This window comes from Pseudidiomarina sp. CB1, from assembly GCF_024752025.1.
In the GTDB taxonomy this organism is placed as follows: Bacteria; Pseudomonadota; Gammaproteobacteria; order Enterobacterales; family Alteromonadaceae; genus Pseudidiomarina.
Window position 1 is genome coordinate 161,539 of record NZ_JANTPU010000002.1, and the last position, 25,196, is coordinate 186,734.

The following is a 25,196-nucleotide window of genomic DNA, read 5'->3' on the forward strand; positions in this document are numbered from 1 at the left end:
CCTTAGTGCGCGTGGCCGTGGCCAATCTCTTCGCCGCCAATCGCGGCTAAACGGACGTCATAAGCGCCAGTGCTGACGACGCGCTCGCCGGCCGTTACACCGCGTTTAACTTCAATCCAAGCGCCATCACGAATGCCGAGTTCGACTTCACGGCGCGCGAAAGTCTCACCGCTGGTATGCACGAACACCACGTCCTTACCTTCTTGACGAATGACCGCCGAAACGGGCACTGCCAGTGCGCTGTCATGTGCATCGGTAAGTGCATGAGCAGCATAGGTGGTACCTATCATCGGATGCCAAGTCTCGGTGGCAAAGGCTAGGGTCACCGCAAAAGTTCGCGATGTTTCATTCACTGCGAGATCGCGCGCTGCCACTTGAGCATTAGTCGCATCAAGGCGCACCAAACCGTTTGCGGTTTCAAGCCAGGCTCCCGAGATAGCCTTCACGTGATCGCTAAAGCGCTCAGGAATGGCTAAACGCAACCACTGCTGGTCAGCGGCGGCTAATTCGAGCAAGGTTTGTTGGGCGTCGACGTACATTCCACTTGCTAAGTGTTGCAGCAGAATCTTGCCGCTAATGGGGCTCTTCAGCGCAATACCGCCTGCTGATTCACCGAGTTGGCGTTGCGCAATTCGCGCTTCGGTGGCCGTCACTTGGGCTTGGTAACGTTGTTGTTCAGCGTGTGCTTCGGCGAGGCGTGAGGCCGGAATCGCACCACTTTTCACCAGGAGCTGCAAGCGTTCAACTTCTTGCTTGGCCAAGTTGAGTTGCGCTTGTGCGTTGCTGAGTTCTAATTGCAGAGCAATGATGTCTTGCGCTGATTCGGCGCGCGGAACCAGTACACCCAGCTCTTTACCACGTTCGACTGCACTACCGGCAGTCAGGCCTTGGGCCGGGAAAAAATAGCCAGCCTGCGGCGCGCGAACAGTGGCACGTTGCCCTGCTGGTGCTTGCACTTCGGCAAAAGCTGGTAGTGAACGCTGCAGCGCCTTTGCAGTGACCACATGAGTCGCAAAGGGCTGCTGCCATTGTTGTTCTTTTAAGTAGGTAATATCACCTTCGATGTCACGTTGTTGCACGTCAACATGCTCATTGGCTGCGAACACCTGCACGCGACCCAGGTTGTGACGTGCACTGATGCGGTCGTTGCTAAGCGCGACAATAACGTCATAGGTGCCAGCATCACGCGGCCTCACGACCGGTGTAAAAAGGCCATCGCGAGTTGGGCTTTTTACCCGAAAACGCGCTTTGAGTTCTCCTTGTTGACGCAGTTCTACGTCAACTGTGCCGTTCTTGACTGGGGCAAACTTGTCTAAATAGGTAAAGTGCGCGAGAAAGCGTGCGTCTTTGCCTTGTTGCAGCGGTGGAAACTCGACAAAGAGCTCAGTAGCCTCGGTGTAATGGGTGTAGACCAAAGGCTCTGCTTCGTCATGGGCATGACCATGCGCCGCCTCGTCAGTTGGGCTGCACGCCGCAAGGAGCGCAACAACAAATAAACTGGTCAATGTGGTCATCAATCGCATGGTCAATTCCTAATGTCGCTTGCTGGCTATTAATTATGGCTGTGTTCTTCGCCGTCACCGTGAGAGTGCGTGTCGTCTTCTTTAGCTTTGGTTTCGGTGCCGTTCTCTTCACCGTAATAGGCTTCCGTTTCCGGTTGCTGCGCGTCATGTTCATGAGTGCCTTCGCCGTGCTCGTGCGCTTCGCCTTCGTGCTCATGCTGCTCTTCAGCGTGGCTACCATCGGCATTGTGTGCGTGGCCATGGTCTTCTGAACATGCGGCAACAGAAGTCACAAGTGCTGCTGCAGCTAAAAGTTTCCAATAGGTTTTCATCGTTTAAGTTCCTCTGGTTGATAACTTAGTTGTTGTAGGTGGATCCAGTCGACGCGGGCGTTGAACTGGTGATTGAGTAAGTCGGCGCTCAGCGTTTGCTGCGTGCGTTGAATATCGATAAGTTCGGTTACCGAAATTTCACCGAGCCAATAGGCTTGGCGTGCGGTAGCGAGCATTTGTTCGGTATTGTGTAACTGCGACTGTTGGAGGCTTTGCAGAGTTGCGCGCAAGCGCTTTTTCAGGCTTGCAAACTGTTGCTGTTGCGCACACTGCAGGCGCTCGAACTCAATACTGAGTGCGGTTTGCAAGGGCACTAAGCGCGCTGCTTCGTATTGCCCACGTTGAAATAGAGGAAGCTCCACGCCTAGACTCGCGGCTGCTTCAGAGTGTTGACCCTGGGCATCTTCAATACGGCGCATACCAAGGCCCACGGTCACTTCAGGGAAGACTCTGGCCTCTGCCGCTTGCTGCTCTGCTGCTAACCTTTCGCGGAGCTGTTGCAGCATTGCCAGCTCAAGATTGTGTGTTGGCGCTCGCAACTGATTTAATGTCTCAGGCGACAACTCTTGTGGTAGCAACGGCGCAGCAAGTTGCTGTTCGATGTTTAACCCCGTGAGCGCCTCTAACTCGTGACTTAGTGCTACGGCTTCGCGAGCGAGTTCCGCGGTCTTCAACTGTGCACTTGATAAAGTTTGTTGCAGGCGAAAATGGTCCAGTCGGCTCTGCTCTTCAAGTTCAAGTTGCTGCTGACTTTGTGCCACCAGCTCAGTGAGCTGCTGGGTAAAGCGTTGCTGCTGTTGATACTGTTGCGTCAGCATAACGAGGTGATAAAACTTGGTGCGCACCTCGGCAAGTTGATCACGCAACGTGATATGTAATTGTGTGGTCGCCACTTGCGCCTGGAGGTCAGCGGCTTGCTGCCGATAACCGCGCGCACCCCAAGCCTCGAACGACTGAGTGAGCCAGAGCGCTAATTCATTTTCTTCACTGCCGTCGGCATAGCTCATCGGCTCGTAACTCAACTCGAGCTCAGGGTTCGCCAGCAATGCAGCACCGTCGCGTTGCGCTTGAATGGCCTGACGTTGTTCCGCGAGCCATTGGTCAACTCGGTGTTGCTGCAAAAAAGCTTGCACTACCTGCTGTTCGGTAAGGCCGCGTTCGGTTTGCGCAAGTGCAGCTGTGGGCACGCCAGTAATAAGCAAAGCACACACAAAAGTTGCGCTCCGCACTAGTTGTTTCAACATTAATTTATCCATCCGATAAGAGTTTCAAGCGCATGATGCTGAGCGGTCATAAATAAAAGCGAGGCGCTTACGAGGAGTACGCTAGCAAAACGCCATAAACGTTGCTGATGTGGCCGCTCGAGATCCATTTGTAGCAAGGCGTGAATGCGTTGTTCAATGCTGCCGCCATTGTGATTCATGCCTAAGGTTTCTTGTTTGATGGTAAGCATGGCCACTAGTGATTCAGCGACTACGGCGCGGCCGAAACGCTCGGCGAGTTGGCGGTCAATGCGTTGCTCGCGCGCGGCGAGCCAAGCTTCGCGCAACTGCCGGCGTGCGGTTTTTGAGTAGAAAGTTAATGCCAGTTCGATGCCAGCCATTTTCACCAGGTCACGATTGCGAATGTGTTGGAACTCATGGGCTACGACTAAACGTAAGGTTTGCTTGGAGAGTCGTTGTCGTAGTGCCTTCGAAATCACCACTTTGGGATTGTGCAGTCCTGCCACAAAGGCCAGTTCCTGTTTGCTATCGAGCCAACAGAGTGGACCCTCTTGAATATCGACAAGGCGACTTTGCAGGTTTTGTTGACGTCGCAAACGACGTACTACAGGCCATAAACGCCAGGCTAAAATCGTGACCACAAAGGCGAGTAAGGAAGCTTGTACGAAGTGCGTCTGGGTACCGGTTAAATGTTCCAAACACAGGTGCGGATGACCAAAACCATGCTCCTCACAGTGATCGGCGATCAACCCCCAATACTTACCGAACATGGTAGTGAGCATGGCAATTGCCAATAAAACGCCTGTCATCAGTGGGGCGAAGGTCAACCAACTTAGTGATAACGCTGAGCGGGCTTGCGAATGCAGAGGTAGCCAGCGTAAACGTAACTCTACCACCCCTTTCGTCAGCAAGGTGGTGGCGACGATCAACAAGAGGCAAGAAATCAGCAAGGCACTCATGTTAGCTTTCCTGCGCTTTGAGCTCGGTGATCAATGCTCGCAGCTGCGCCATTTTCTCAGCACTGACTGGAGCCTGTTGCTCGACGAAGGCGGCGAGGGTCATCGATGGGTCACTGTCGAACTCCGACAGTAATTTACCGACTAACTGCGCAGTGAGTTGCTCGCGCGTGAGCTTAGGTTCATAAATATACGCGTGAGAGCACTTACTTCGGCGCAGTACGCCTTTACGATTCAGTCGTTCAAGAGTCGATTGCACAGTGTTTTTGGTCACGTTGCGAGTTGTTTGAACCTGCTCATGAACATCTTTCACGGAGCCCGACCCCATGGTCCACATCAGCTTGGTGATAAAAGTTTCTAATTCGCCTAATTGCATCGCGCGTCTCGTTGCCTAGATTTTGAGCCCTCTAGCCTAAGCGGCAAAAAACCGACTGTCAATCGGTTTTAATAAAGTCAAATTTGGTATTGCGAACCATTCGCATTTGCATTAAGATCGCCGGCATCTTGAATTAATCGATGCCGAAGAGGACCTTGTTGTGAAAATGCTGTCTCGTGTTGCCGTAGCCGTAAGTATCGCCCTTGCCCCACAAGCTTTTGCTGCTGAAATGCAAACCATGGAAGCCATGGAGCGTCTTGAAATTAAAGGCGAGCAGCAAAGCGGTTATTTGTCGAAAGAGCAGGAGTCAGCATCGAAGCTCGATATCAGTATCAAAGAAACGCCGCAAACGGTGACGGTGATCAATGCAGAAAAACTGAAAGACTTTGCTCTGCATGACCTCAATAGCGCGTTAGAAAACTCAGCAACGATTAATGTTGAGCAAGTTGAAAGCGACCGTACGTATTACAGCTCACGTGGCTTCAAAGTGAATAACTTCCAAATCGATGGCCTAGGCTTGCCGCTAATTAACGACAACAGCCATGGCCGCGTCGACGCAGCTTTGTATGAGCGCATCGAAGTGGTACATGGCGCGAACGGCATTATGACCGGTGTTGGTAGCCCTTCAGCGACGGTAAACTTGGTGCGTAAGCGGCCAAAAAGTGAAAACCAAGGTTACGTGAGTGCCACCATTGGCTCGTGGAACACCAAACGTCTTGAAGCCGATTACTCTGCGGTCGTGAATGATGCCTTCCGCGTGCGGACTGTCGTCGTCGCCGATGATCGCGAATCGCACCTCGATCGTTATGCGAACGAGAGCCAAGTATTTTATGCCGTTGCGGATTATGCGCCAACTAACAACACCTTGATCACCCTCGGTCACAGCGAAACTAACAGCGAAACGGATGGCAACTTGTGGGGTGCACTAACGCTTTACTACGGTGACGGCACGCCAACGAACTTTGACCGTAGCACTAACATCGCCGCCGATTGGTCGGAGTGGAACGTCAAAGAAAGTCGCAGCTTCATTGACCTTGAAACCGCATTGAGCGACCGTTGGAATTTGCGTATGGCCTACAATCGCGTGCGTACCGACGAGGACAGCCACTTGTTTTACACCTACTTGGCAGACCCTGCTACGGGACTCGACCCAGAGACGGGCTTGGGCTTAGTTGGCTACGGCAGTGAGTACGACCTTGACGATCAACAAGATACTTTTGATGCCTACGTGAGTGGTAGCTTCCGCGCGTTCGGCCAAGATCATCAATTGGTCGTCGGTGCCAACTATGCACGCTTGGATTACATCGATACCAGCTTATATGACTTTCATACCGGTAATGGTTTCCCTGTCATGCCAGCACTGGAAGACTGGAACGGTAATACGCCATTTCCTGAATTTACCGATGGCCTAGCGGGTAGCGATATCGAAAACACCCAAAAAGCCGTGTATTTGCAAGGGCGCTTCTCGTTAACCGATGACCTCAAAGTGTTGGCCGGTGGTCGTTACAACAGCTTTGAAACGGAAGGCATGGGTTACGGGGTGGACAATTCGCGCGACGAAAGCGAGTTTGTACCGTATTTCGGCTTAACGTACGCCGTGACTGAAGCCGTTACCGTGTACGGCTCGTACACCGAAACCTTTATGGCGCAAAACCTGCGCGACGAAAACTTCGAGCGCTTGCCTGCCTTAACTGGCAAGAACAGTGAAGTAGGTTTCAAAGCCGATTTGTTCAACGGCGGTGCGCTGTTATCAGCTGCCTACTTTAATGTGCAGCAGGAGAACTTAGGCGTGGGCGCAGGTGACGTAGTGAACCCAGAGACTGGGGTTCCTGAGCCGGTGTACCGTGCCGTCGATGGTATTGAAAGCAAAGGTTTCGAGGTTGAGCTCGCTGGCGAAATTCTCCCTGGATTGCAAGGCAACGTTGCTTTGACCTCGTTTGATATCGAAGGCGACCAACTGGTCGAAGACTACACGCCAGAGAACCTGTTCCGTAGCTCTTTGACCTATCGTCCAGCCAGCTTAGATAAGCTGAAACTTGGCGCAACCTACATCTGGCAAGACAAGCTCTCGCGTGTACAAGGCACCGTGAGTGACGTTTACGCCAATGCCGGTGACACCATTGTGACCACGCAAGACGCTTATGGTCGCTTGAACCTAATGGCCAGTTATCAGCTGACCGACGCCGTGGTTGTGAGCGTGAATGCCAACAACGTCACTGACGAAAAATACCTGAACAGCCTATTGTGGGCGCAAGGTTATTATGGTGCCGAGCGTAACTATTCTGCGAATTTAACCTATGCGTTTTAAGGACTAGCTGACAGCGATGAGCATGCGAAAAACACTGCACAAGTGGCATGGCTGGTTGGGGATCATTTTTATGATCCCCTTTCTGCTTATTTGCCTGACCGGAAGTATTTTGGTCTTCAAGAAAGAAATCGACAGCGTCCTGCTGCCCGACGTGGCAACCTTAGCGCCTTCTGATGCGCCGCGTTTGCCTTATGACACACTCAAAGATAATGTGAACGAACAACTCCCGGGGTACGAAATCGGCAGTTGGGAAATTTTTCCTGCTGGGCACGACGAAGCCGACCGCGTGTTCGTCATCAAAGAAGGCACCGACATTTGGCACAAGGTGCATTTGAACCCGTACACCGGTCAACTGCAAAGTCAGCCTACCGAACCGAGCCACTACTTAACCGACTGGCTGGTGGAACTGCACTACACCTTGCTCCTGAACGATATTGAATGGCTCGATTTTAGTTTCGCCACGGAACATTTGGGCTTACTTATTGGCTTCACCCTCGGCTTATTCTTGTTGTTTATGGGCGTTTCGGGCTTGATCATGTACCGCCGCTTTTGGGCACGTTTCTTCACCCTGCGTTGGAACCAGCGCATGCTTGTGGTCTTCAGCGACCTGCACAAAATGGCAGGCACCTTCGCGTCTCCAGTACTGCTGGTGTTGGGTATTACTGGCGTGTACTACAACGGCCTTATTTTTTACGAAGAGTGGACTGAACATGGTGGTGGTCAAGCGCATCACATCATGACCGACCGCTTGTACAGTGACGAGGTAAATATTGATACCTTGGTTGCTGACAGCCGCACGCGTATCGACGGCTTCAAGCCGACCTACTTGCTATTTCCGTATGAACCCGAGCTGCCATTCACTGTGTTTGGCCGCGCGCCAACTGCGAACCCTTTGCTTAGCAACTACGGTAGCGTGTCGAACTATGACGCCTTCAGCGGTGATTACCTAAGTACTTATAACTTGAACGAGCAGGGTATTGGCACAAAAACCCTCGACGCTTTTCGTCGTTTGCACTTTGGCACCTGGGGCGGTCTCGCCGTGAAAATTTGGTATAGCTTCGTCGGCGTACTACCCTTATTGTTGGCCATTACTGGCACCTACATTTGGTGGCAGCGACGCAGCAAGCGTGCGCGGCGGCGCTGAGGAGTGACGGTCATAACTTGCTAGATTGTACAATGTTAAGTACAATGATTGTTGCTCTACAGCAAAGTGAGGCAGTATTATGACCGTCAAAGTAATTACCTATAGCGAGGCTCGTGCGTCGCTGAAAGGGTATATGGAGTCGGTGGCAGAGGATCATATTCCGACCGTCATTACGAGTCAGCGCGGGCGTCCGGTAGTGATGCTCTCATTGGAAGATTACACCAGCATGGAAGAGACCATTCATTTGCTAAGCTCTCCGGCAAACGCTTCACGTTTAGCCGAATCGATTGAGCAGTTCAAGCAAGGTAAGGCCTCGCAGCGGGGCCTGATCGATGACAAAGAAGAATGACTGCCTGTTGAGCTGGACGCCTCACGCTTGGGACGATTACTTGTCGTGGGAGCAGCAGCCCAAAACGCGCAAAGCCATCAATAAACTTATCAAGTCATGTATGCGTACTCCTTTTGAAGGCATCGGAAAACCCGAACCACTGAAGGGAAGTTTATCAGGCTTTTGGTCGCGGCGAATTGATCGGGAACACCGCTTAGTTTATCACTATGAAGAAGGGAATTTGACTATCTTGCAATGCCGCTATCATTATGAAAAATAAATTGATTAAGCTTATTACCCTAGTGTGGCTCTTGCCCTTGAGTGGCGTATTTGCTGCATCATTTGACCACAGTCACGCCGCTTACACCGAGTTGTTGCAGAAGCACGTCATTGTCTACGACGACGGACGTCGTTCGGTAGTCGACTACGCGGCCCTGAAAGCCGACGAACCTGCACTGAATGCCTACCTACAAGAGCTAACCGACGTTACGGATGCTCAATACGACGCATGGACCCGTGACCAACAGTTGGCGTTTTTAATAAACGCGTACAACGCTTTCACGCTGGAACTGATTATCGACAACTATGCGTCTTTTGCCAGTGGTGAAAACGAGTCCATCCGTGACCTTGGTAGCTTGTTTTACTCCGCTTGGGAGCGAGACTTTGTCGATTTGTTGGGCGAAATGCGAACGCTGGATTGGATTGAGCATGAAACGATTCGCGTCGACTTTGACGAGCCTCGGATCCACGCCGTGTTGGTGTGCGCCGCAATGAGTTGCCCCAAGTTGCGCGACGAAGCCTACACTGCCGCAACATTAGACGCGCAACTTGAGGACCAAATGCGTACCTTTTTGAGCGACCGCTCGAAAAACGGCATCGACGAACACGGTCTGTATCTCTCGCGAATCTTCGATTGGTATGAAGAGGACTTTGGCGATCTTCGCACCTATATGCGCCGCTATGCCGACGCGTTGGCCGAAGATCAGGCCGAGCGTGACGCGTTGATTGACGACATCCGCATTCGCTACACCGACTATGACTGGCGCTTGAACAATCCTGCTAACGCTAAGCTGCGAAATAATGCACGATAGACTACGCTAGAAGCAGTGGCTTGGTCAGTTGGAGAAGTGTATGTGCGTGCGACAGTTGGTGATTGCTTTAACCTTGGTACTTGTTGTCACAGGCTGTGCGTCGCCCAGTACCACCAATATGATCGGCACTGCGCGCACCCCTCTCGATGCCAGTGACGTCCTCGTTTACCTTGAGGAACCTATTTGCTTTGAAGCCATTGCACTGCTCACCGCCACCAGCGATGCTTCATTTACCTTTAGTGAACAAGCGCAAATGGACGCCGTACTGCAACGCCTCCGTGAAGCTGCCGCAGCCGTGGGTGCCAATGGCGTCTTGCTGAAGCGCACAGGCGAACAACGCGATGACTCGGTTTACGTCGGCACCGGCCTTGGCCGCAGCACCGGCAATTTCGGCTTCGGCATCAACATTGGCAAATCCTTCGGCCTGATGGACAAAACCGCCGAGGGCGTCGCGATTTGGGTGCCGGAGAACTGCGATTAATTCTTTTCGAGGATACAAACATGAACCTAGGCGCATTTTCAGTAAGTTTGGCAGTCAAAGACGTGAAAGCGTCGGTGGCGTTTTATAAGAAGCTCGGCTTTGAACAGCTTGTCGACCTGACCGAGCAAGGCTGGGCCATTTTGAAAAATGGCGACCACATCATCGGCCTGTTCCAAGGCATGATCGACGAGAACATTTTGACCTTCAATCCTGGCTGGGACCAGAACGGTAAAAACGTCGAACCTTATACCGACATCCGTGAGCTGCACAAGCAACTCGAAGCCGCCGGCGTCGAAGTTTTTAACGCCAATTTAGACGGCCCCGATAGCCGTGGCAGCTTGATGATCCGCGACCCGGATGGCAATGCGATTTTGTTGGACCAGCATCGAGCGTAGTCGCATAAAAAGCCTTGATTTTTGTTGCTTACTCCAATGTTTGATTGGTTATAGGTTTCGTAAAAACAACTTTGCTCCAAGAACTTCTGGTCGTGTCTTGTCAACCAGAAGCTCTTAGTTACTGCTCTGCACAATTGATGAATCGCCAAAAATTAAGATTCTGGTGTGGTTTTCTCGTCCGAAGTATTCAGTATATACGTAATAGGCTCGGGAAAGAGTAAGTTCAAATCAGTCTTGTTTATTTTGAATAACGGCCCTTTTTCTGATACTCGGTTAGTTTTACCACTTCTTTTTATTAAGTGGTCCATTGTTACTAATCCGTTCTCAATTAAGGGAAGAAGTTGACTTAGAATTGGCGCTTTAGTGTGAGTCACACTGATGAGTTGAAAATGTTCGACGCCATTTATAAACTCACTTTCTGCGTGAATCCAAAATGTTTCCGAGTGTTTTTCTTTCAGTCGCTGGCGAAGCAGTTTTCCAGACCACACCGCCACAAGTTCCGATTTAGTATACCACTCTTGTAGTTGATCTTTGGTTTCATCGTAAATGAAGGAAAGACCTTGAGTATTTTCACGTTGGGTACTAACAGTGCAGTAAAGTTTAAAGTCATCGTCTCTTTCATAACCGTACCGATTAAGAATTTCAGCGCTTTTTTTACATGGGCTAAGTTCCCAGTTTGGGACCTGAGCGAATAACGTTGTCCGGTTTTTTCCTCCTCTACCTGATTTGATCTCTATTCCTTTATAGTCAGGATCCTTGCTACTATTTGCAGCGATTCCCAACCTCGACTCGATGGTGTAACCGACACCGGTGCTTCCACCTCTGAGTGCGGGCATCGGCTCCAACGCTAACAGTCGAAGCTTACTTAATAACTCTTCAGCGACGGACGATTCAAATTCGCGAAGTGCGTTAAGAAAAATAGTTATCGCAGAAGATTTTGATGATAGAGAAACTGATAGCCTAACTTTACTCAAATTGAGTAGGTAGAGTGAGTCTTTGAATACAATAATGGCTATCTGATCTCCAGCTTCACAATATTGCGGAAGCTTGGAGAACCACATTCTCGGATCACCTTTTTTGGTCATAGGTCTGTAGAGGCTTACAGATGATTTTATTGATCTTTTGTCCGACAAAAGAAATGCATGCCTCTTAACTTTGTGATCTAGACCTTGACCTTGCTCATCATATGAATGGAAACCTTTCAACTCAAAAAGCGTTCTTACAACCTGAGTAGCATCAAGAATTGATTTCTTGAGTCCTGTTAAAGTTGGTTCGAAGGTGGAAAATTCAATTCCTAGCTTTGTGAGCTCTTTTTTATTCTCTGCTACAAGCTCCCGCTCTTGGATTGGAATGTCAGACGTTCGCTCTCGTTCTAGTACTTCGTAATCTTTATCCGACATTTCTACATCTTCGTCTGATACAAATTTAATTGATGGCTGGGGTATGTTTGGTCTAGCACTTTCGGATTTTAAAAGAGCTTTTCGAAACTCTTGCCATGAAGAAAATCCGTATTGTTCGCTGAGTTTTTGATAGGCAGCTGAGTGACTAATTTTTTCACTTTTTTTTAATAGCTTTGCGCGTTGTTTGATACGAGAAATGGAAGGTAGATCTTTAAATGACTTCATGATGATACTCGGAATTATAATGCACTGTGTAGGTTTGATTTACTTAGGGGATGCGGAGGCACTTTGTCTATTGACAGGTTTCCCATTGAACCAAGTTATGCATGTCAGGAACAAAACACAGTACTAAAATCCGCCCAGAACATGCTGAGTAGATGTACCAAGCGTTAATTTTGTAGATCGTGAATGTGCTCACTGCAAATCTACCGAGCATACTGTTTGCTTGGTGTATCTACAGAGATGATCAGAAGGGATCTTTTCTTAAGAAGAGTGGATTCTCTATTCAATCCAGAAAAGAAAATATCGTACTCTAAGTATATACGCAACTATAAAGCTCGGCGGAGCGTACAGAGGGCTCATTAAAAGAGAGCCTTGCGCACGATAGGTATATCAGCGTTAGAACACAGCTGCACAGATTTGTGGGTCAAGAATTTATCTTCAATTATAGTGCGATGTTACCCTTACTCTATAAGTATCAAAGGCTTAACCGTCCAGTTATGAACGATTTCAGCTTTTTGCAGACAAGGAGAGGGATTTACCTGGAAAATCTCATGTAGAATCGCTAGAATTAGCTTAATAATACCGAACCGTGGTCGGGGGAGCATAACTGTGAACTATATTGAACTTTTTGCCGGATGCGGCGGTTTGTCACTTGGGTTGGAACGAGCTGGTTTTGAACTAATTTTTGCGAATGAGCTTTCCCCTATGGCGGGTGAGTCATATGCATATAACATATTGAATGAGGACCTGAGCCAATTGGCTCAGCAATCTCAGATGCCATCTAGAACACTTTGGCTTAATAGCTCTTATCCTGATTTGCGAAGAAGATTAAGAGAGAATCCTTTTGAATTCCCAAGTGTTAAGGCCGTTGGATATTCCGATTTGAGAGGCCTAAACCAAAGCCTTAGCGGCAAGTTAATGATCGGTAGTATTGTAGAGTTGAATAAGCTCTTAGAGGAGGAATCAAGTTTAATAAAGTCGATTCGTGGTTCGAATGATGGTGAGGGAGTGGATTTAATTTCAGGAGGCCCCCCTTGTCAGAGCTTTAGTATGGCGGGTTTGCGCAGAAAAGATTGTGAGAAGAATACCTTGCCTTGGGAGTTCGCAAAATTCGTTTCTAAGATACAGCCAAAAATGGCAATGCTCGAAAATGTCACTGGAATATTAAGAGCATTTCGTGATGGCGATGGCAAAAAGTATTACGCGTGGTTTGAAGTGGCGAAAGCTTTTGCACAAATCGGCTATGTCCCTCTTTGTTTACATATTAATGCAAGGTTTGCAGGAGTACCTCAGAACCGACCTCGGTTCATTCTAATGGCATTCCGCGAAGACTTTCTGAAAAAATGGATGATTAAGAATAAGTCGCATGCAAATCAAGTTCTTTTACGTTCTTCGATGAGTTTTTTTGAGAAGATCCATATTAATGGTGAAGAGCCTGAATATGGAGACCTTAGGTATTTTGACTCCTCGAAACCTCAAGATCGTGAGTTAATCAACTCAAGCTTCTTATGTCATTTACAGAATAGCAAAGAAGTTACAGTCAGAGATGCGATCGATGATCTGAAAGTAAATCGACCTAGTTTACAAAGTGAGTACGTTAAAGACTTGAATACCCTTTTTGGCACCCCAGAAGGTACCCACATTTTTAATCATGAGAAGCGATCAAACTCACCTACGGTGCAGAGGCGATTTAGAATATATCAAATATTACAACAACTTAACGAGTCTACAGTCACAAAGGGTGTAATGGGGTTACTGAAGGGAGATTGTTCTTCATTGAGTGATGATGCTTGGAGACATTTGCGCTCTTTCAAATTCAAGCTTGAGACTGGTGAGTTGTCGCATTTTCATAAAAAAAGTGAATTGGAACAGTATCTTTTGCGACATCCGACTAAAAAACAGACTCAGAAAGCTCTTAACCCTGATCAACCAGCACCAGCAGCGTTATCTATTCCGGATGATGGTTGTCACTACGACGAGAACGAACTAAGGGTGTTTAGTGTTCGGGAAATGGCACGAATCCAGTCTTTTCCTGACGGGTTTGTGTTCCGTTCAAAAGTAACCACTGGGGGGAAAATGAGGCGTTTTGAGGTACCACAATACACCCAAGTAGGCAATGCGGTTCCCCCGCTGCTAGCTTATCGATTGGGTATTGTCTGTAGCCAAGTTCTCGGCTTTGAGCATCAAGAAATTTTGGCGTAGAAGTTGTTTGGCTAAATAAATGCCATATTTCATTTCGAATTGATTGTCACGATTAGTATGAGCTAAAGAGTGAGAACTAACCTCGACTCAAAATTTTAATCAAATGCCACCCAAACTTAGTTTTCACCGGCCCATGCACTTCCAGCGTGGGCTTGCCGAAGACGACTTTGTCGAAGGCGGGCACCATTTGGCCGCGGCGGAATTCGCCTAAGTCGCCGCCCTTTTTGCCTGATGGGCAGAGGGAATGCTTGCGGGCGAGGTCGCCGAATTTTTTGCCAGCGGCGAGCTGTTTTTTAAGCTCAACGGCTTCGGCCTGGGTTTTAACTAAAATGTGTAGGGCGTGGGCGCGGGCCATGCTAAACGTCTCCCAAAGGTGTTATCGCTGCCAATCTTCGAGCTGCTGCAAGTGCTTAATACGATCGCGCTGTAAGGTCAGCGCTTCGAAAACGTCATCGTAGCTTTCGTTTTGCGGTGACAAGTTTGGTAGTGCGAAATTGGCTTGGGTGAAGAACTCTTCGCGGTGATTCTCCCAGCCTTGGCGCCACCATTGAACGATCAAGTCGCGTGATTGCAACAGGGTTTGTGTGGTCGGTAGTTTATCCGATTTCGCTGCGTTAATGGCGGTTTTTGTCGGCAACAGATTCCACAGATCGTTGTTTGGCCAGCGCGCGAACGGGAAGGCGTGGTCGACGGCGTAATTGCGCGGCCGAATGTCAGAGCCAGACCAACAACATTGCACGTGATCTTCATTCAACAACTGTTCCACGCGTTTGCGCACGCGGCTCGTGGTGCGTTCGGGATTTTCCCACGCCAGCGCATTTAAATAGTCGACCCGTGACAGTGCGCGTTGCTGGTTTAGGGCGTAGCTTGCCATCAAGTTACTCCATTCGTTCACCAACGCAGGCTCAATCCACACACTGAAACGTGCCAACGCGTCCCAAATACTACGCGGGACGTAAAAGGTACCTAACGATTTCAAAAACTCGTAGTCCAGCACCAACGCGCCTTTGGGTTTTTGGGTCCGCTCTAGCTCGACGTGGAAGACTTCGGTTTGAGTGCCCGGCAAGGTGATGTATTTGGCGGGCATATTTCGAATGGTGGACGCAATATCTTTAAGGGTGCGGTGCACGTTCTGCGCTTCGATCGGGTCAAAATAACAAGCGCCAATGTAAAAATCGTTGGTGGTACGGTTAGTGAGCGTTTGCCAACCTTCAGGCTTCACAAAACCAAGGCCCTTATTGCTGCTGCTTTGTTGAATCCCGAGGGTATCGATTAAAGGTTTGTAGAGTTTGAGCCAATACAGCGCAACCAGTCCCATCGGCAGGGCGACTGTTTCTTCGGTTTGTTCGAGTACTGCGCCGGGGTGTCCTTCTGCTATGCGTAGCAGTGTTCGAAGTAGCGCTACTTTGTAGGTCGATGACTTGTTGTCGTTGATGACAATATTGCGAATGAGCGGAAATGCACCCGTGCCGTCATCAGGAAGCGTAAGCAGAACGGTTTGCCATGCGACGTCTTGGCGCTTTAGTTCATCTTCGCGTTTTTCTAGCAACCGAAAGGTCAGCCCTTGTTGCTGCGCGAGCTGCGCAAGCTCGTCGGCGGATACCGGGTGCATGGTGCGTTCATCGGGGCTGGCGCCATGGCGCAGCGAGACGACCATTTTGCCGTTGGGTTTGAGTAGCGAACTGAGCTTGCGGAAGCTGCGTTGCCGCGCCGAGGGTGGGATGTGCATCCACACAGCGCTGAGCAGGATCAGGTCGAATTTGGTTTGTAGTTTGTGGACCTGGCTGAGCTCGGGCAGGCTGTCGTCGAGCCAATGGATGGGATTGCATGAACTTGGCGTGTACGCATCATACTTTTGTGCGTGTTCGCGGAGTTGAGCTGCCGGCTCTACCGCAACCACATTGAAACCGTTACAGGCCAAGAAGCGCGCATCGCGGCCTGAGCCTGCGCCCACATCAAGAGCCATGCCTTCGCTCGGAATCAGCTCAAGCCAGTCACGATGCACCTGTTCAAATTCAAGGCTGTCGTACTGCTCGGCAAGTTGTTCCGCATTGCGGCTGTAGTAGGTAATGTTGTCGTCCATCCCGTGACAGCGGCTCCGTAATCGACGTATTAATTTGTATGAATAAGTCCCACTATAATGGCTTTTTTGTACAATGGCATCTCTCAGTCAGGGCATTCTGAATGCCAAGCGAAGCGTTTATAGCATATTGACTACCCAGTCGCCCCATACTTGAGTTTGGAAAACGGTGTAAATTGAAGTTGCGAGAAGCGTAAATAGCGCTATTGAAATCATCGTGCTTGACTGAATCCGGCTGGTAGTTTTCAAGTCATATATGACGATCGATGCATAAACGCAGGCTATGATGACTAACATCATGTAGCCCGGCAACGCTAATACGTGAATCAAGCGGTTTAGGCCCTCTGGCATTAATTGGACGGCAGCGGTCAGCATAAATCGCTTATGATGTGCGGGAGATTTTATGTTAAACAAACCTAATATGTAGAGACATGCGAATAGGGTCCATTGTAAGAAAGTGCTTCCTATTAACGCACCTGCTCGAACTCTTGCATTGGCGTCCTCAGGATTAAATACGCCGAAGTTAACCAAACGCTCATAGAGATCCAGCGTCATTATTACTCCGGTAAGCAAAATAGCTATAACGAGTATGACGCTTAGCTTTCCCCAAAGTCTATGCCTCGAGAATTGACGGACTCTAACCAAGTATGACTGATTCAGTAATAACAAGTACCAAGCTGCACTGAATGCACCATGTACTCCTATCCATACGGTGACTCGTTCGAGCTGGTTGGGGTTTATGAGCCAGTTAAGGATAAACCCACTAAATACGACAACAGTAATCAACAGGGCCAAGCGAAAGAAAAACGTTGGCTGTTGATAGCGATCACGATGTTGAGTCATGAATTCCCTAGATTTTTGAGCGGCGATAAAGAGTAAGTTTATCCTGATTTAATTTAATGAGCGGGTGACTAAGACCGGCTGCGCTTCAACAACACAACGCCAAAAATACCGGTCGCCACCGACGCTAACGTTTCGGCTAGTGCGCGATAAAAATTAACTGTGACGCGCTTTGTTTCTGGATAATAAAAATCATCCCAACCAGGAATAAATTCGAATGCAACCACAACATCACTCATGATCCAGATCGCATTCAGTGCATTAATTGCGCAGCCAATGATTAAAAGATAAATAAAGGGTCTCATATCATGCTCCTTTTTGGCGTTGCGCAAGCATGGCAAAGAATACAGCAAACGATGCACTTGCAATGAATTCGAGACTGTTAAAGCGAATCGAGTAGCTGCTGAAATACAGCGTCATATTCACTAGGTAAGTGAGGGCATCAATGGCCATGATCCCTGCGATAACGTACAGAAGCGTTTTCATCATTCTGCTCCTTGGTTAGAGATCGAGACCACTATCGTCTTTTTTCGTTTGCGGCGCGCTCGAAGTATCGGTTGATGCGGGCGCAGGTTTGTCGACTTGCCCCAAAACGGCAACGATAATAAACGAAATGAGTGGTGAGATAATCACGGAGAGCAGTGCGTAGCCAATAAACGAACGACCACGTGATGACGCGAATGCGCCTACAAGAACACATAAGATGAGCCAAAGAATAACGTAAAGCATAACGAAACCTTTTTAATTATTTTGAGTTGTTGTGGTAGCGCCTTTTTTTAACTGCCGAACAAAAAGCGTGAAAAAGAAAACGGCAAAAGCCAGCGGCACAGCGATATTGATAACGCTATAAAACGTTTGTAGTAAGCTAGCTTCAATCTCAGAATCAGGACTATGGCGGTATAAATACACCGAGTAGCCAGTGATGAAGGTAGTTAAAGCCCAGAGTAGAGCCGCAATAATTGTTGTTATTTTCATAAGCTTTCTCTTGGATTGTTTAATCATTAACCAGTCTTTAGAATTGTTGACGAATTGTCAAACCCAAGCGGAATAAATAAGAAACGAGTAAATAAATGACGAATGTGAAGCAAGGAATTTATCAACACTACAAAGGCCCGGAATATGAAGTGCTCGATACCGTTCGCCACTCTGAAACGGAAGAAGAGTTGGTGCTGTATCGGCCTTTATATGGTGAGCGTAAGCTGTGGGTGAGGCCGCTAACAATGTTTGTGGAGTCCGTGAACGTCGACGGTGAACAAGTACCTCGGTTCCACTATGTGAGGGATGCGTGATGCGTTACTTTATGATGTTGACTGTGTTGTTCTTGATCGGGCTCTTTTCTGCACAAGCAACCGAAGTCGATCGCGCTGTGATGGTGGAGAAATACATAGAGGCGTTCAATGCTCAAGACTCAGAAGCGATGGCACGTATGGTGACCGACGACGTGCAATGGTTGACGGTCAATGGCGCTATGGTGTCGGTGGAAACCGCTGGCCGAGAAGCTTTGGTTAAGGCGATGGATAGCTACTTCGCGTCATGTTCGTCTTGTCGGAGCAAGCTCGTTGATGTGCAGGTGCTGGGTTCACGTGTGTCCGTGATTGAAGAAGCATCCTGGCTCGCTGGTGATGAACGCCGCTCGCAGTCGAGTATTGCCGTGTATGAATTTTCCGATCAACGTATCGCACGCGTTTATTACTTTGCTAGTGAATAACGCTGATGCGTTCCATAAAAAAAGCTCTCGAACTTTCGTCCGAGAGCTTTCATAAACGCCTACTTTAACGCTTAGCTGTAGTAGTTCCAGCCAAGCATGTTCCAGTAGTAGTAGAAGTAGCACATAAATACGCCGGCGAGTACGAGCAGGCCGTAGTAGATGCGACGACCGACGGTGAAGGTTTCTTCGCCAAAGCGCTTCACGTAGCGGAATAATGCCCATAAGGTCAACGGAATGGACAGTAATGGCAAGACCAGCGCTGCTTTCAGTAAGAAAGGAACGCCGCGATACAAGCTATCCGCAAAGCCGATAAGCACCACTGTCAGGAGTACGACAAAGGCGAAGTGTGCAATGCTCATGAACAGCGAGCTGTAAGTTAGCGACTTACTGGCTGCTGGGCGTTGCTTGTAGTCTTTGCGTTTGTAGAACCAGCTCACAATCGCATGCAAGAAGAGCAACAGCGCAATTCCTGGCACTAGGTATTTGAATAGGCCTGACTCAAAGGTTGGCGTGCGTTGCATACCCATGAATGGCAGGCTTTCAAAGTAGAAGGTGTCGATGCCGTCGCCCGAACGGCTGCTAAAGACAATGCGGTCGTGGCCGTCGACTTGGCGGAACAAGTTCTCGCCTACCTCAACAAACTGACGTGGGGCATACGGACCAGTCACGAGTAAGGTGTTGTTTTCGGTTGGAATCACGTCAATGCCGCCACTCAAGAGGCCGAACATCTTCTCGATGGTGCTCACGTTGCGACGCCAGAAGGTCCATGAGCCAGCATACTTGCCTGCGCGTTCGGCAAAGTCCGATGGCGGTTCAATGGGGTCTACGTCGTCAGGGAAAAAGTGATCGTAGATCTGGCCGACAAAGTTGTTACGCGCTTTGTTACTGACAGTGGTCATGTACGAAACGAAAATACCGAGGTTATTTTCTTTATCAACAGCCATGTCGGTGTGGAACTGCATGGTATCACCACCATGGCCGACCACGCGGAAGCCATTGTAAGTTTTCTCGTAAAAACCATAAGCCATACCGTTCACCCGTGGATCGGAGCTGAACAGTTTGGAATGCGCAAGTTCCATCATTTCGGCCGACAGAATACGGTTGCCGTTAAGTTCACCGTTGTTCAAGTTGGCTTGCATGAACTTCGCCATGGCTAAAGCACTAGCAGACACTGCGCCGGCTGGACCAAAGGCGTTGATCATCTCGAACGGTTGCTCTTTCCAGACGCCAAGTTCGCGTTTGTAGCCACGGGTCATGTAAGGCTCTAACTCATCGGATAATGGTTCGTCGAAGCTGGCATACTGCATGCCCAGTGGATCAAACAGGTTCTCTTTAACGTACTGATTGAACGGCACACCGGTCACGTTTTGGACAATCAGTCCAGCGAGTGCGGTGGCATAGTTCGAGTAAGACGAGACTTCACCCGGTGGATTCACCCGCGCAGGAATGTATTTTTCCATAGCTACGGCAAGTTCAGGGCCTTTGTCTGGGTATGAATGGATTAAGTAACCTAAGCCACCGTCTTCAAAGCCAGCTGTGTGCGACAAAATATGACGTAAAGTAATCGGTTCTTCGTAGGTCGCAGGAATTTCGAAGTCCAGATACTCGTTCACGTCAGTATCTAAGTCGAGGTTACCGCGTTCGACTTGCTGCATGACTGAAAGCCAAGTGAAGAGTTTAGATGTCGAGCCAATCCGGAACAGGGAGGTCTCCGGATTGACTGCGATGCCTTCTTCGATGTCCTGCATACCGAAGCCGTTGGCGTAGACCACTTCGCCGTCTTTGACTACCGATACGGTGACGGCTTGAATGTCTTCAAGGGCCATTTGTGCTTCGATAGTGCCTTCAATGTAGGGCGCCAGACCCGGCAATGAGTCTTGTTTCATCTCTGGGGCACTTGGTGCCTCTTGTAGTTCTTGTGCCTCTTGGGCATAAAGTGGCGCACTCGCCCCAGTGATCAGTAGCGCAAGGCCACAGAGCATAGAGCTAAATGCATTGCCACAGTTGGTGTGACTAACCTGCATAATGTTCTCCTTATTGTTATTAGTTGCGCACGGCCTGACCAGGGAGGGCAGAGGTATCTAGTTTGCCGTCCTCGATCACAAACTGTCCGTTTACGATAGAGTGTTTTAACCCTTGCGAAAGCTGCGCTGGCTTTGCGAAGGTTGCTGCGTCGTTAAATTCAGGAAGCGAAAACACCACAATGTCGGCGTCGGCACCTACTTGCAGGCGGCCTTTGTGACGCATTTGCGGAATCGCTTGTTGTAAAATCTTTGCGGGGTAATAGCTGACTTTGGCGATGGCCTCGCTGAGCGAAAGCACTTCGCGCTCGCTCACGTAGTTGCTAACAAAGCGAGCGTAGGTCCCAGCACTGCGAGGGTGTGACCAAGCTTTGTCGGGTAATGGCCAGGTGTCGCCAGCGACCGGTTTGTTGTCGAGTAACCAATCACCGCCGTCAGAAGCAATCACCCCTTCAGGCATTAAAATCGCTTGATCGATGAGAGCTTGTTCGTCTGGCTTCGAGGCATCAAGAAAGTGGATAATAATATCGGTTTGCGGCGCTTCGGCTTGTAACTGTGCAAACTCTTCTTCACTTAAACGTTTGCCATCGACGGCGAAGTTGTTGGCGCTGATGCCACCAATACGTTCACGCCAACCTTCACCACGGAACATGGCAGCGCCAATGGACGTTGCTCCGGCGCCGTAAGGGTAGGCTTCGGTTGATAGTTTCACGCCTTGCTGTTGCGAGCGCAAAATCATTGGCCGAATCAGTTCGATGTCTTTCAAGCTAATGGAGTTAAGGTGCACGATGTGCGCATGCACACCGGTGCCCGCGGCCACAGCGATGATTTCTTGAATGGCTTCAAATGAGCTTTGGGGCTCTGCCATCGACAAAAAGCGTGCATGGGTAAAGGAGGGCACCCCACGTTCGGCGGCAAGTTGGTTGATGCGATAGTACTCTTTATGGCCCGAACCGGGGGCATAACCGGTTAAAAAGCCAACGCCAAGGCCGCCTTGATCAAGGCCTTCAGCAACCAACTGTTCAATCTTGTCCAACTGCTCTGGGGTGGCGATGGTGTCTTGCCAGCCGTCACGATTCAATGCTTCGGTAAACCAATCTGCGCGACTTGAGGGCTCAAGCTCTAATAATGCGGCAATGCGTGCGGTGAGCCAATTGACGGATGCGCCATAGTTAATGGGGCGGCCTTCTTCGGCACGAATACGGTAGTACTCGTCAATCGGGAAAGCGCCAGATTCGAGTTCTAGTGCAGTGGTGACGCCATCAAATGCTTGTACACGATTGGCGAGCAAGGTCTGCCCATGGGCGTGCATATCAATAAAGCCAGGACTGACTACGAGTCCAGCAACATCAATTTGGCGTTTGCCATGCATGGCTTGTTCGCTGATGGCGACAATCTTACCGTCACGAATCGCGACGTTGCGGACTGCATCGAGTCCGCTTTCGGGATCAATAACTCGCCCGCCGGTGAGGACTAGGTCATATTCATGTGTGGCCCAGCTTGGATTTGTAAGCCCCAAGCACAGCAGGGCAAGCACACTTAGGTGCTTGATCGGTTGCCACATTGTGTTTTTTCCTTTGTTGCTATTGTTGATTAATTAACCATACCTACCACTATTTGTACAGCCTTAATATTAAATAAAACTGTTATAAAGCGTGTTTTAATAAATAATGGCTGCTCTATTTAGGAAAATGCGGGTATATTATGGGCCTCAGTTGTACTAAAATGAGCTTCATTATGGCCGCTTAAGCGCCTTATTGAAGGAAGCAGACCCCTTATGAGCAAGCACGACACTTCAGATCCCTATGGCATGATTATGGACGCCATTGTCACGCAATCGCTGCCGCCCAGTCAGAAGGTTTCTGAGAACATTCTGAGTGAGACGTTCGGTATTAGCCGCGCGATTGCCCGCAATATGATGGAGCGCTTGGTCGCACAGCACTTTTTAGTCACGCTGTCGCCACGGGTGACGCAAGTTGCGCCTCTAACCTTATTAGAAATTCGCCAGAACTTTATGTTGCGGCGTATGCTGTTGCCTGAGGTTATCTCGCTTGCTGGTGCAAAAGTCGACTTTGGTCGCATAGTGGCGCTGAATGACCGCATTGCCGAATTGATGCAGTCCACCGACGATGCCGCTGCCCTCGAGCTGTTAAAGACCAACAAAGAGCTGAACCTTGCGCTGTGTGAACCGGTGGGCTATCCATTGATGGTCGACTGGATTCGTCAGTTGGAAGACACCGCCATGCGTATTTACTGGCTCTATGTTAAGACGAAGCAGTCGTATCCTTATTCCAGCGATCAGCAAAATATTATTATTGACGTGGTGCGCAGTGATGACAGCAAGCGCATTCAAACCTGCATCACAGATATGATTGCGCAAACCGAAGAACGGGTACTGAACGCTATTTTTCAGAATAAACAGTTTTATACGCAGGACTTGATTGTTTAATCACTGCGCCGAGGCCGAGCGTTAATAACGGCACAATCACCACGGCAATATAAGCGTACGACAGCATGCCGTAGCCACTGGCGATAAGATCAATAATGCCAACCGCATTGGCAAGGTAGGTCGCGACGAACACAAAGCCAATGGCAATCATTGCCCGATAATACTGCGGAAAAGCCTTGTTGCGACCGCTAAAGCTATTGGCCACCCGTTCATTAACCGCATGAATCACGCCGGTACCTGTTTCGATGAAGGTACCGAACAACATCACCTGAAAAGTCACAAACAACCATAGTAAGTTCAGTGTCGCTAGCACATCGATAATGGGTACTGCGGCGGTGAGCGTGTTGGGGTAGCCCGCCAACAAGGTAACGAACACAAAGATGCCGGGAATGATGGCAATGACGCCAGCGCATGCGCCCGCACCTAAGGCGTGGCGTGAGCGGCGAAAGCGTGGCACCACAAACAGCACGGCGGCGAGCGCGTTGAGGTTATAAGCTGCATAACGCACGCCGTCGACCCCCCAACTACCGCTGATCTCTGTTGCGGCGATGCGCTGCATGATGTCGTTGCCGTAGTTACTGAAAGTGAAGGTAAAGAGCACGATGTAGGTCAGATACAATAGCGCTGACCAGCCGACAAAGAACCTTTCGATCCACCGACTCCCAAAGAAGGCAAGGGCACCCACGCAGACCATTAAGATCAGCACACCGACGTCAGCAGGCATCCCCAACAACTGTTCGACGATTTCGCCCGCAGCGGAACCAATGACGGCCAAAACCAGTAGGGCGATCAACAGATAGATGACTTCAAACAACCACCCAAATCGTCCGAGCAATGCTTGGAAGAAGGTACGGTAGTTGTAACTTTGGGTAAGGCGGGCAAATTCAAAGGCAATGGCGAGCACGATACCCCACACCAAGCATGAGATAAGCATACCCACGAGTCCGCCAGCAGCGCCGTGAACAAGAAAGAACTCGGCAATTTCACGGCCAGTGCCGTAGCCACCACCAACAATGACGGACTGGAAAATAAGTCCCGGTACTAGATAAATACGAAACCACTGAAACCAGCGTTGTTCACTAAGCATGGATCTGCCCTACGGGTTGCTGAAACTGTTCTTGGAGTACCGACACGAAAGCGTCGCATCCATCAACCAGTGGGTCAACACAGGGGAGCCCTAGTTCAGCTTGTAAATTGTCCAAGTAAGCGCGCCGTTTGCTCGGATCCAGCGACGAGGTATTCACGCTAACTCCGATGCAACGCACGTGCGGATTGACGATCTTGGCGCATTGCAGGTGTAAATCGATGCAATCTTTAAGTTCTGGCAATGGATAGTCGGGGCAGGTGCTCACGCGTTCGCGGGCAACGTCGTGACAAACCACAATTGCGTCAGGTTGTGAGCCGTGCAACAGTCCCATGCTGACTGCTGAAAACGAGGGATTAAACAGCGATCCTTGACCTTCGATAATGTCCCAATGCTCGGGTGTATTATCGGGGGAAATGAGCTCAGCGGCACCGCTAACAAAGTCACTCACGACGCTATCGATGGGTAAGCCTTCGCCAGCGATCATGATGCCCGTCTGTCCGGTGGCACGAAAGGTCGCATTGATACCTTTCGCGTTGAGAGCATGGGTGAGTTCGAGCGCGGTGTATTTTTTGCCGACGGCACAGTCGGTGCCTACCGTGAGTAACCGTAGGCCTTGACGCTTGCGACCGGTAGCGATGGGCATTTCGGTGGTCACCTGGCGTACATTAATCACGCGTCCCTCTCCCCGCGACTGCGCCTTCAACAAGTCGGGAATGGTGGCTAAATTGGTGTGTAAGCCATTGATGATATCCATACCGTTTTCGAGTGCTTTGACAAAAGTCGGCAGCCAGCTTGCCTGAATACTGCCGCCGACAGGGGCAACGCCAATCACAAGGCTCTTTGCGCCCATTGAGAGTGCTTGCTCGAGGGTAAGGTCGGCTAAGTTGAGATCGACCTTGCAGTCGCTTAGCCGAATCTGGCCTAGTACGTCTTGCGCACACCACTTTGCTAGCCCTGCTCCCGTTTTCGCCAACGTTTTGTCCTGTATGTCACCTAAAAAGATGACATACGGGGACTTGATCTGAATTGTACTCATTGGCTACCTACCTAT

Annotated in this window: 29 protein-coding genes; 12 read left to right on the forward strand and 17 right to left on the reverse strand. The window is 49.6% G+C overall.

Annotation, left to right across the window (positions count from 1 at the left end; genetic code table 11):
• Window positions 1-2 precede the first annotated feature (2 nt).
• Genes NV375_RS10085 through NV375_RS10105 form a run of 5 tightly spaced genes read right to left on the reverse strand, consistent with a single transcriptional unit; the run spans window position 3 to window position 4,389 of the window.
• Complete coding sequence (locus tag NV375_RS10085) at window positions 3-1,523, reverse strand: efflux RND transporter periplasmic adaptor subunit (protein WP_258808105.1); 1,521 nt, start codon at window positions 1,521-1,523, stop codon at window positions 3-5.
• Window positions 1,524-1,552: 29 nt separating this feature from the next.
• Entirely contained in the window at window positions 1,553-1,834 is a 282-nt protein-coding gene (locus NV375_RS10090) for a hypothetical protein (protein WP_258808106.1), read from the reverse strand.
• A complete protein-coding gene (locus tag NV375_RS10095) occupies window positions 1,831-3,078 on the reverse strand; it encodes a TolC family protein (protein ID WP_258808107.1) in 1,248 nt (415 codons plus the stop codon). The genes NV375_RS10090 and NV375_RS10095 overlap by 4 nt, the downstream gene beginning before the upstream one ends.
• Window positions 3,078-4,016, reverse strand: a complete 939-nt coding sequence (locus NV375_RS10100) for a M56 family metallopeptidase (protein ID WP_258808108.1) — start codon at window positions 4,014-4,016, stop codon at window positions 3,078-3,080. The genes NV375_RS10095 and NV375_RS10100 overlap by 1 nt, the downstream gene beginning before the upstream one ends.
• A gap of 1 nt (window position 4,017) precedes the next feature.
• A complete protein-coding gene (locus tag NV375_RS10105) occupies window positions 4,018-4,389 on the reverse strand; it encodes a BlaI/MecI/CopY family transcriptional regulator (protein WP_258808109.1) in 372 nt (123 codons plus the stop codon).
• Between the two features lie 166 nt (window positions 4,390-4,555).
• On the opposite strand from NV375_RS10105, the gene NV375_RS10110 reads away from it, so the two are divergent.
• The 7 genes from NV375_RS10110 to NV375_RS10140 all read left to right on the forward strand — a co-directional run bounded on the left by NV375_RS10110 (window position 4,556) and on the right by NV375_RS10140 (window position 10,136).
• Window positions 4,556-6,697, forward strand: a complete 2,142-nt coding sequence (locus NV375_RS10110) for a TonB-dependent siderophore receptor (RefSeq protein WP_258808301.1) — start codon at window positions 4,556-4,558, stop codon at window positions 6,695-6,697.
• Window positions 6,698-6,713: 16 nt separating this feature from the next.
• On the forward strand, window positions 6,714-7,841 hold the full coding sequence (locus NV375_RS10115) for a PepSY domain-containing protein (RefSeq protein ID WP_258808110.1): 1,128 nt from the start codon (window positions 6,714-6,716) through the stop codon (window positions 7,839-7,841).
• A gap of 79 nt (window positions 7,842-7,920) precedes the next feature.
• Window positions 7,921-8,190, forward strand: a complete 270-nt coding sequence (locus NV375_RS10120; protein WP_258808111.1) for a type II toxin-antitoxin system Phd/YefM family antitoxin — start codon at window positions 7,921-7,923, stop codon at window positions 8,188-8,190.
• Window positions 8,174-8,449: a Txe/YoeB family addiction module toxin gene (locus NV375_RS10125; protein ID WP_258808112.1), complete on the forward strand. Its 276-nt coding sequence runs from the start codon at window positions 8,174-8,176 to the stop codon at window positions 8,447-8,449. The genes NV375_RS10120 and NV375_RS10125 overlap by 17 nt, the downstream gene beginning before the upstream one ends.
• Window positions 8,439-9,260, forward strand: coding sequence for a DUF547 domain-containing protein (locus tag NV375_RS10130; protein WP_258808113.1), 822 nt, complete (start codon window positions 8,439-8,441; stop codon window positions 9,258-9,260). The genes NV375_RS10125 and NV375_RS10130 overlap by 11 nt, the downstream gene beginning before the upstream one ends.
• Window positions 9,261-9,300: 40 nt before the next feature.
• Window positions 9,301-9,741, forward strand: coding sequence for a hypothetical protein (locus NV375_RS10135; RefSeq protein ID WP_258808114.1), 441 nt, complete (start codon window positions 9,301-9,303; stop codon window positions 9,739-9,741).
• A gap of 20 nt (window positions 9,742-9,761) precedes the next feature.
• Window positions 9,762-10,136 carry a VOC family protein gene (locus tag NV375_RS10140; RefSeq protein WP_258808115.1) on the forward strand — a complete coding sequence of 125 codons (375 nt, stop codon included), beginning with the start codon at window positions 9,762-9,764 and terminating at the stop codon, window positions 10,134-10,136.
• 152 nt (window positions 10,137-10,288) lie between these two features.
• On the opposite strand, the gene NV375_RS10145 is transcribed toward NV375_RS10140, so the two are convergent.
• The gene (locus tag NV375_RS10145; protein WP_258808116.1) at window positions 10,289-11,761 is read right to left on the reverse strand and encodes an MvaI/BcnI family restriction endonuclease; all 1,473 of its coding nucleotides are present in this window, start codon (window positions 11,759-11,761) and stop codon (window positions 10,289-10,291) included.
• A gap of 606 nt (window positions 11,762-12,367) precedes the next feature.
• Between NV375_RS10145 and NV375_RS10150 the strand changes: the two genes are divergently transcribed.
• Window positions 12,368-13,960 carry a DNA cytosine methyltransferase gene (locus NV375_RS10150; protein ID WP_258808117.1) on the forward strand — a complete coding sequence of 531 codons (1,593 nt, stop codon included), beginning with the start codon at window positions 12,368-12,370 and terminating at the stop codon, window positions 13,958-13,960.
• 76 nt (window positions 13,961-14,036) lie between these two features.
• On the opposite strand, the gene ppiC is transcribed toward NV375_RS10150, so the two are convergent.
• The 3 genes from ppiC to NV375_RS10165 form a co-directional block, all read right to left on the reverse strand.
• A complete protein-coding gene (gene ppiC / locus NV375_RS10155) occupies window positions 14,037-14,315 on the reverse strand; it encodes a peptidylprolyl isomerase PpiC (RefSeq protein WP_258808118.1) in 279 nt (92 codons plus the stop codon).
• A gap of 21 nt (window positions 14,316-14,336) precedes the next feature.
• The gene (locus NV375_RS10160) at window positions 14,337-16,043 is read right to left on the reverse strand and encodes a methyltransferase domain-containing protein (RefSeq protein ID WP_258808119.1); all 1,707 of its coding nucleotides are present in this window, start codon (window positions 16,041-16,043) and stop codon (window positions 14,337-14,339) included.
• A gap of 117 nt (window positions 16,044-16,160) precedes the next feature.
• Window positions 16,161-16,595, reverse strand: coding sequence for a hypothetical protein (locus tag NV375_RS10165; protein ID WP_258808120.1), 435 nt, complete (start codon window positions 16,593-16,595; stop codon window positions 16,161-16,163).
• Between the two features lie 138 nt (window positions 16,596-16,733).
• Here NV375_RS10165 and NV375_RS10170 point away from each other — a divergent pair, with 138 nt between their 5' ends.
• On the forward strand, window positions 16,734-16,919 hold the full coding sequence (locus NV375_RS10170) for a hypothetical protein (protein WP_258808121.1): 186 nt from the start codon (window positions 16,734-16,736) through the stop codon (window positions 16,917-16,919).
• 32 nt (window positions 16,920-16,951) lie between these two features.
• On the opposite strand, the gene NV375_RS10175 is transcribed toward NV375_RS10170, so the two are convergent.
• From NV375_RS10175 to NV375_RS10190, 4 genes are read right to left on the reverse strand one after another with little or no spacing between them, the layout of a single operon-like run.
• Window positions 16,952-17,185, reverse strand: a complete 234-nt coding sequence (locus tag NV375_RS10175; protein ID WP_258808122.1) for a hypothetical protein — start codon at window positions 17,183-17,185, stop codon at window positions 16,952-16,954.
• A 1-nt stretch (window position 17,186) separates the two neighbouring features.
• On the reverse strand, window positions 17,187-17,369 hold the full coding sequence (locus NV375_RS10180; protein ID WP_258808123.1) for a hypothetical protein: 183 nt from the start codon (window positions 17,367-17,369) through the stop codon (window positions 17,187-17,189).
• A gap of 12 nt (window positions 17,370-17,381) precedes the next feature.
• On the reverse strand, window positions 17,382-17,609 hold the full coding sequence (locus NV375_RS10185; RefSeq protein ID WP_258808124.1) for a hypothetical protein: 228 nt from the start codon (window positions 17,607-17,609) through the stop codon (window positions 17,382-17,384).
• A 12-nt stretch (window positions 17,610-17,621) separates the two neighbouring features.
• The gene (locus NV375_RS10190) at window positions 17,622-17,882 is read right to left on the reverse strand and encodes a hypothetical protein (protein WP_258808125.1); all 261 of its coding nucleotides are present in this window, start codon (window positions 17,880-17,882) and stop codon (window positions 17,622-17,624) included.
• A 68-nt stretch (window positions 17,883-17,950) separates the two neighbouring features.
• Here NV375_RS10190 and NV375_RS10195 point away from each other — a divergent pair, with 68 nt between their 5' ends.
• A complete protein-coding gene (locus NV375_RS10195) occupies window positions 17,951-18,169 on the forward strand; it encodes a DUF1653 domain-containing protein (RefSeq protein WP_258808126.1) in 219 nt (72 codons plus the stop codon).
• Window positions 18,169-18,588: a nuclear transport factor 2 family protein gene (locus NV375_RS10200; protein WP_258808127.1), complete on the forward strand. Its 420-nt coding sequence runs from the start codon at window positions 18,169-18,171 to the stop codon at window positions 18,586-18,588. The genes NV375_RS10195 and NV375_RS10200 overlap by 1 nt, the downstream gene beginning before the upstream one ends.
• 71 nt (window positions 18,589-18,659) lie before the next feature.
• Here the strand turns inward: NV375_RS10200 and NV375_RS10205 are convergent, their stop codons facing one another.
• Both NV375_RS10205 and NV375_RS10210 read right to left on the reverse strand, forming a co-directional pair.
• Entirely contained in the window at window positions 18,660-20,612 is a 1,953-nt protein-coding gene (locus tag NV375_RS10205) for a serine hydrolase (RefSeq protein WP_258808128.1), read from the reverse strand.
• A gap of 19 nt (window positions 20,613-20,631) precedes the next feature.
• A complete protein-coding gene (locus tag NV375_RS10210) occupies window positions 20,632-22,173 on the reverse strand; it encodes an amidohydrolase family protein (RefSeq protein ID WP_258808129.1) in 1,542 nt (513 codons plus the stop codon).
• 213 nt (window positions 22,174-22,386) lie between these two features.
• Here NV375_RS10210 and NV375_RS10215 point away from each other — a divergent pair, with 213 nt between their 5' ends.
• Window positions 22,387-23,058 (forward strand): GntR family transcriptional regulator, encoded by a 672-nt coding sequence (locus tag NV375_RS10215; protein WP_258808130.1) that lies wholly within the window; start codon window positions 22,387-22,389, stop codon window positions 23,056-23,058.
• Here NV375_RS10215 and NV375_RS10220 read toward each other — a convergent pair.
• Together NV375_RS10220 and NV375_RS10225 are read right to left on the reverse strand one after the other, a co-directional pair.
• On the reverse strand, window positions 23,012-24,145 hold the full coding sequence (locus NV375_RS10220; RefSeq protein ID WP_258808131.1) for a hypothetical protein: 1,134 nt from the start codon (window positions 24,143-24,145) through the stop codon (window positions 23,012-23,014). The genes NV375_RS10215 and NV375_RS10220 overlap by 47 nt on opposite strands.
• Complete coding sequence (locus tag NV375_RS10225; RefSeq protein WP_258808132.1) at window positions 24,138-25,181, reverse strand: DUF1611 domain-containing protein; 1,044 nt, start codon at window positions 25,179-25,181, stop codon at window positions 24,138-24,140. Before NV375_RS10225 ends, NV375_RS10220 begins: the two co-directional genes overlap by 8 nt.
• Window positions 25,182-25,196: the final 15 nt, after the last annotated feature.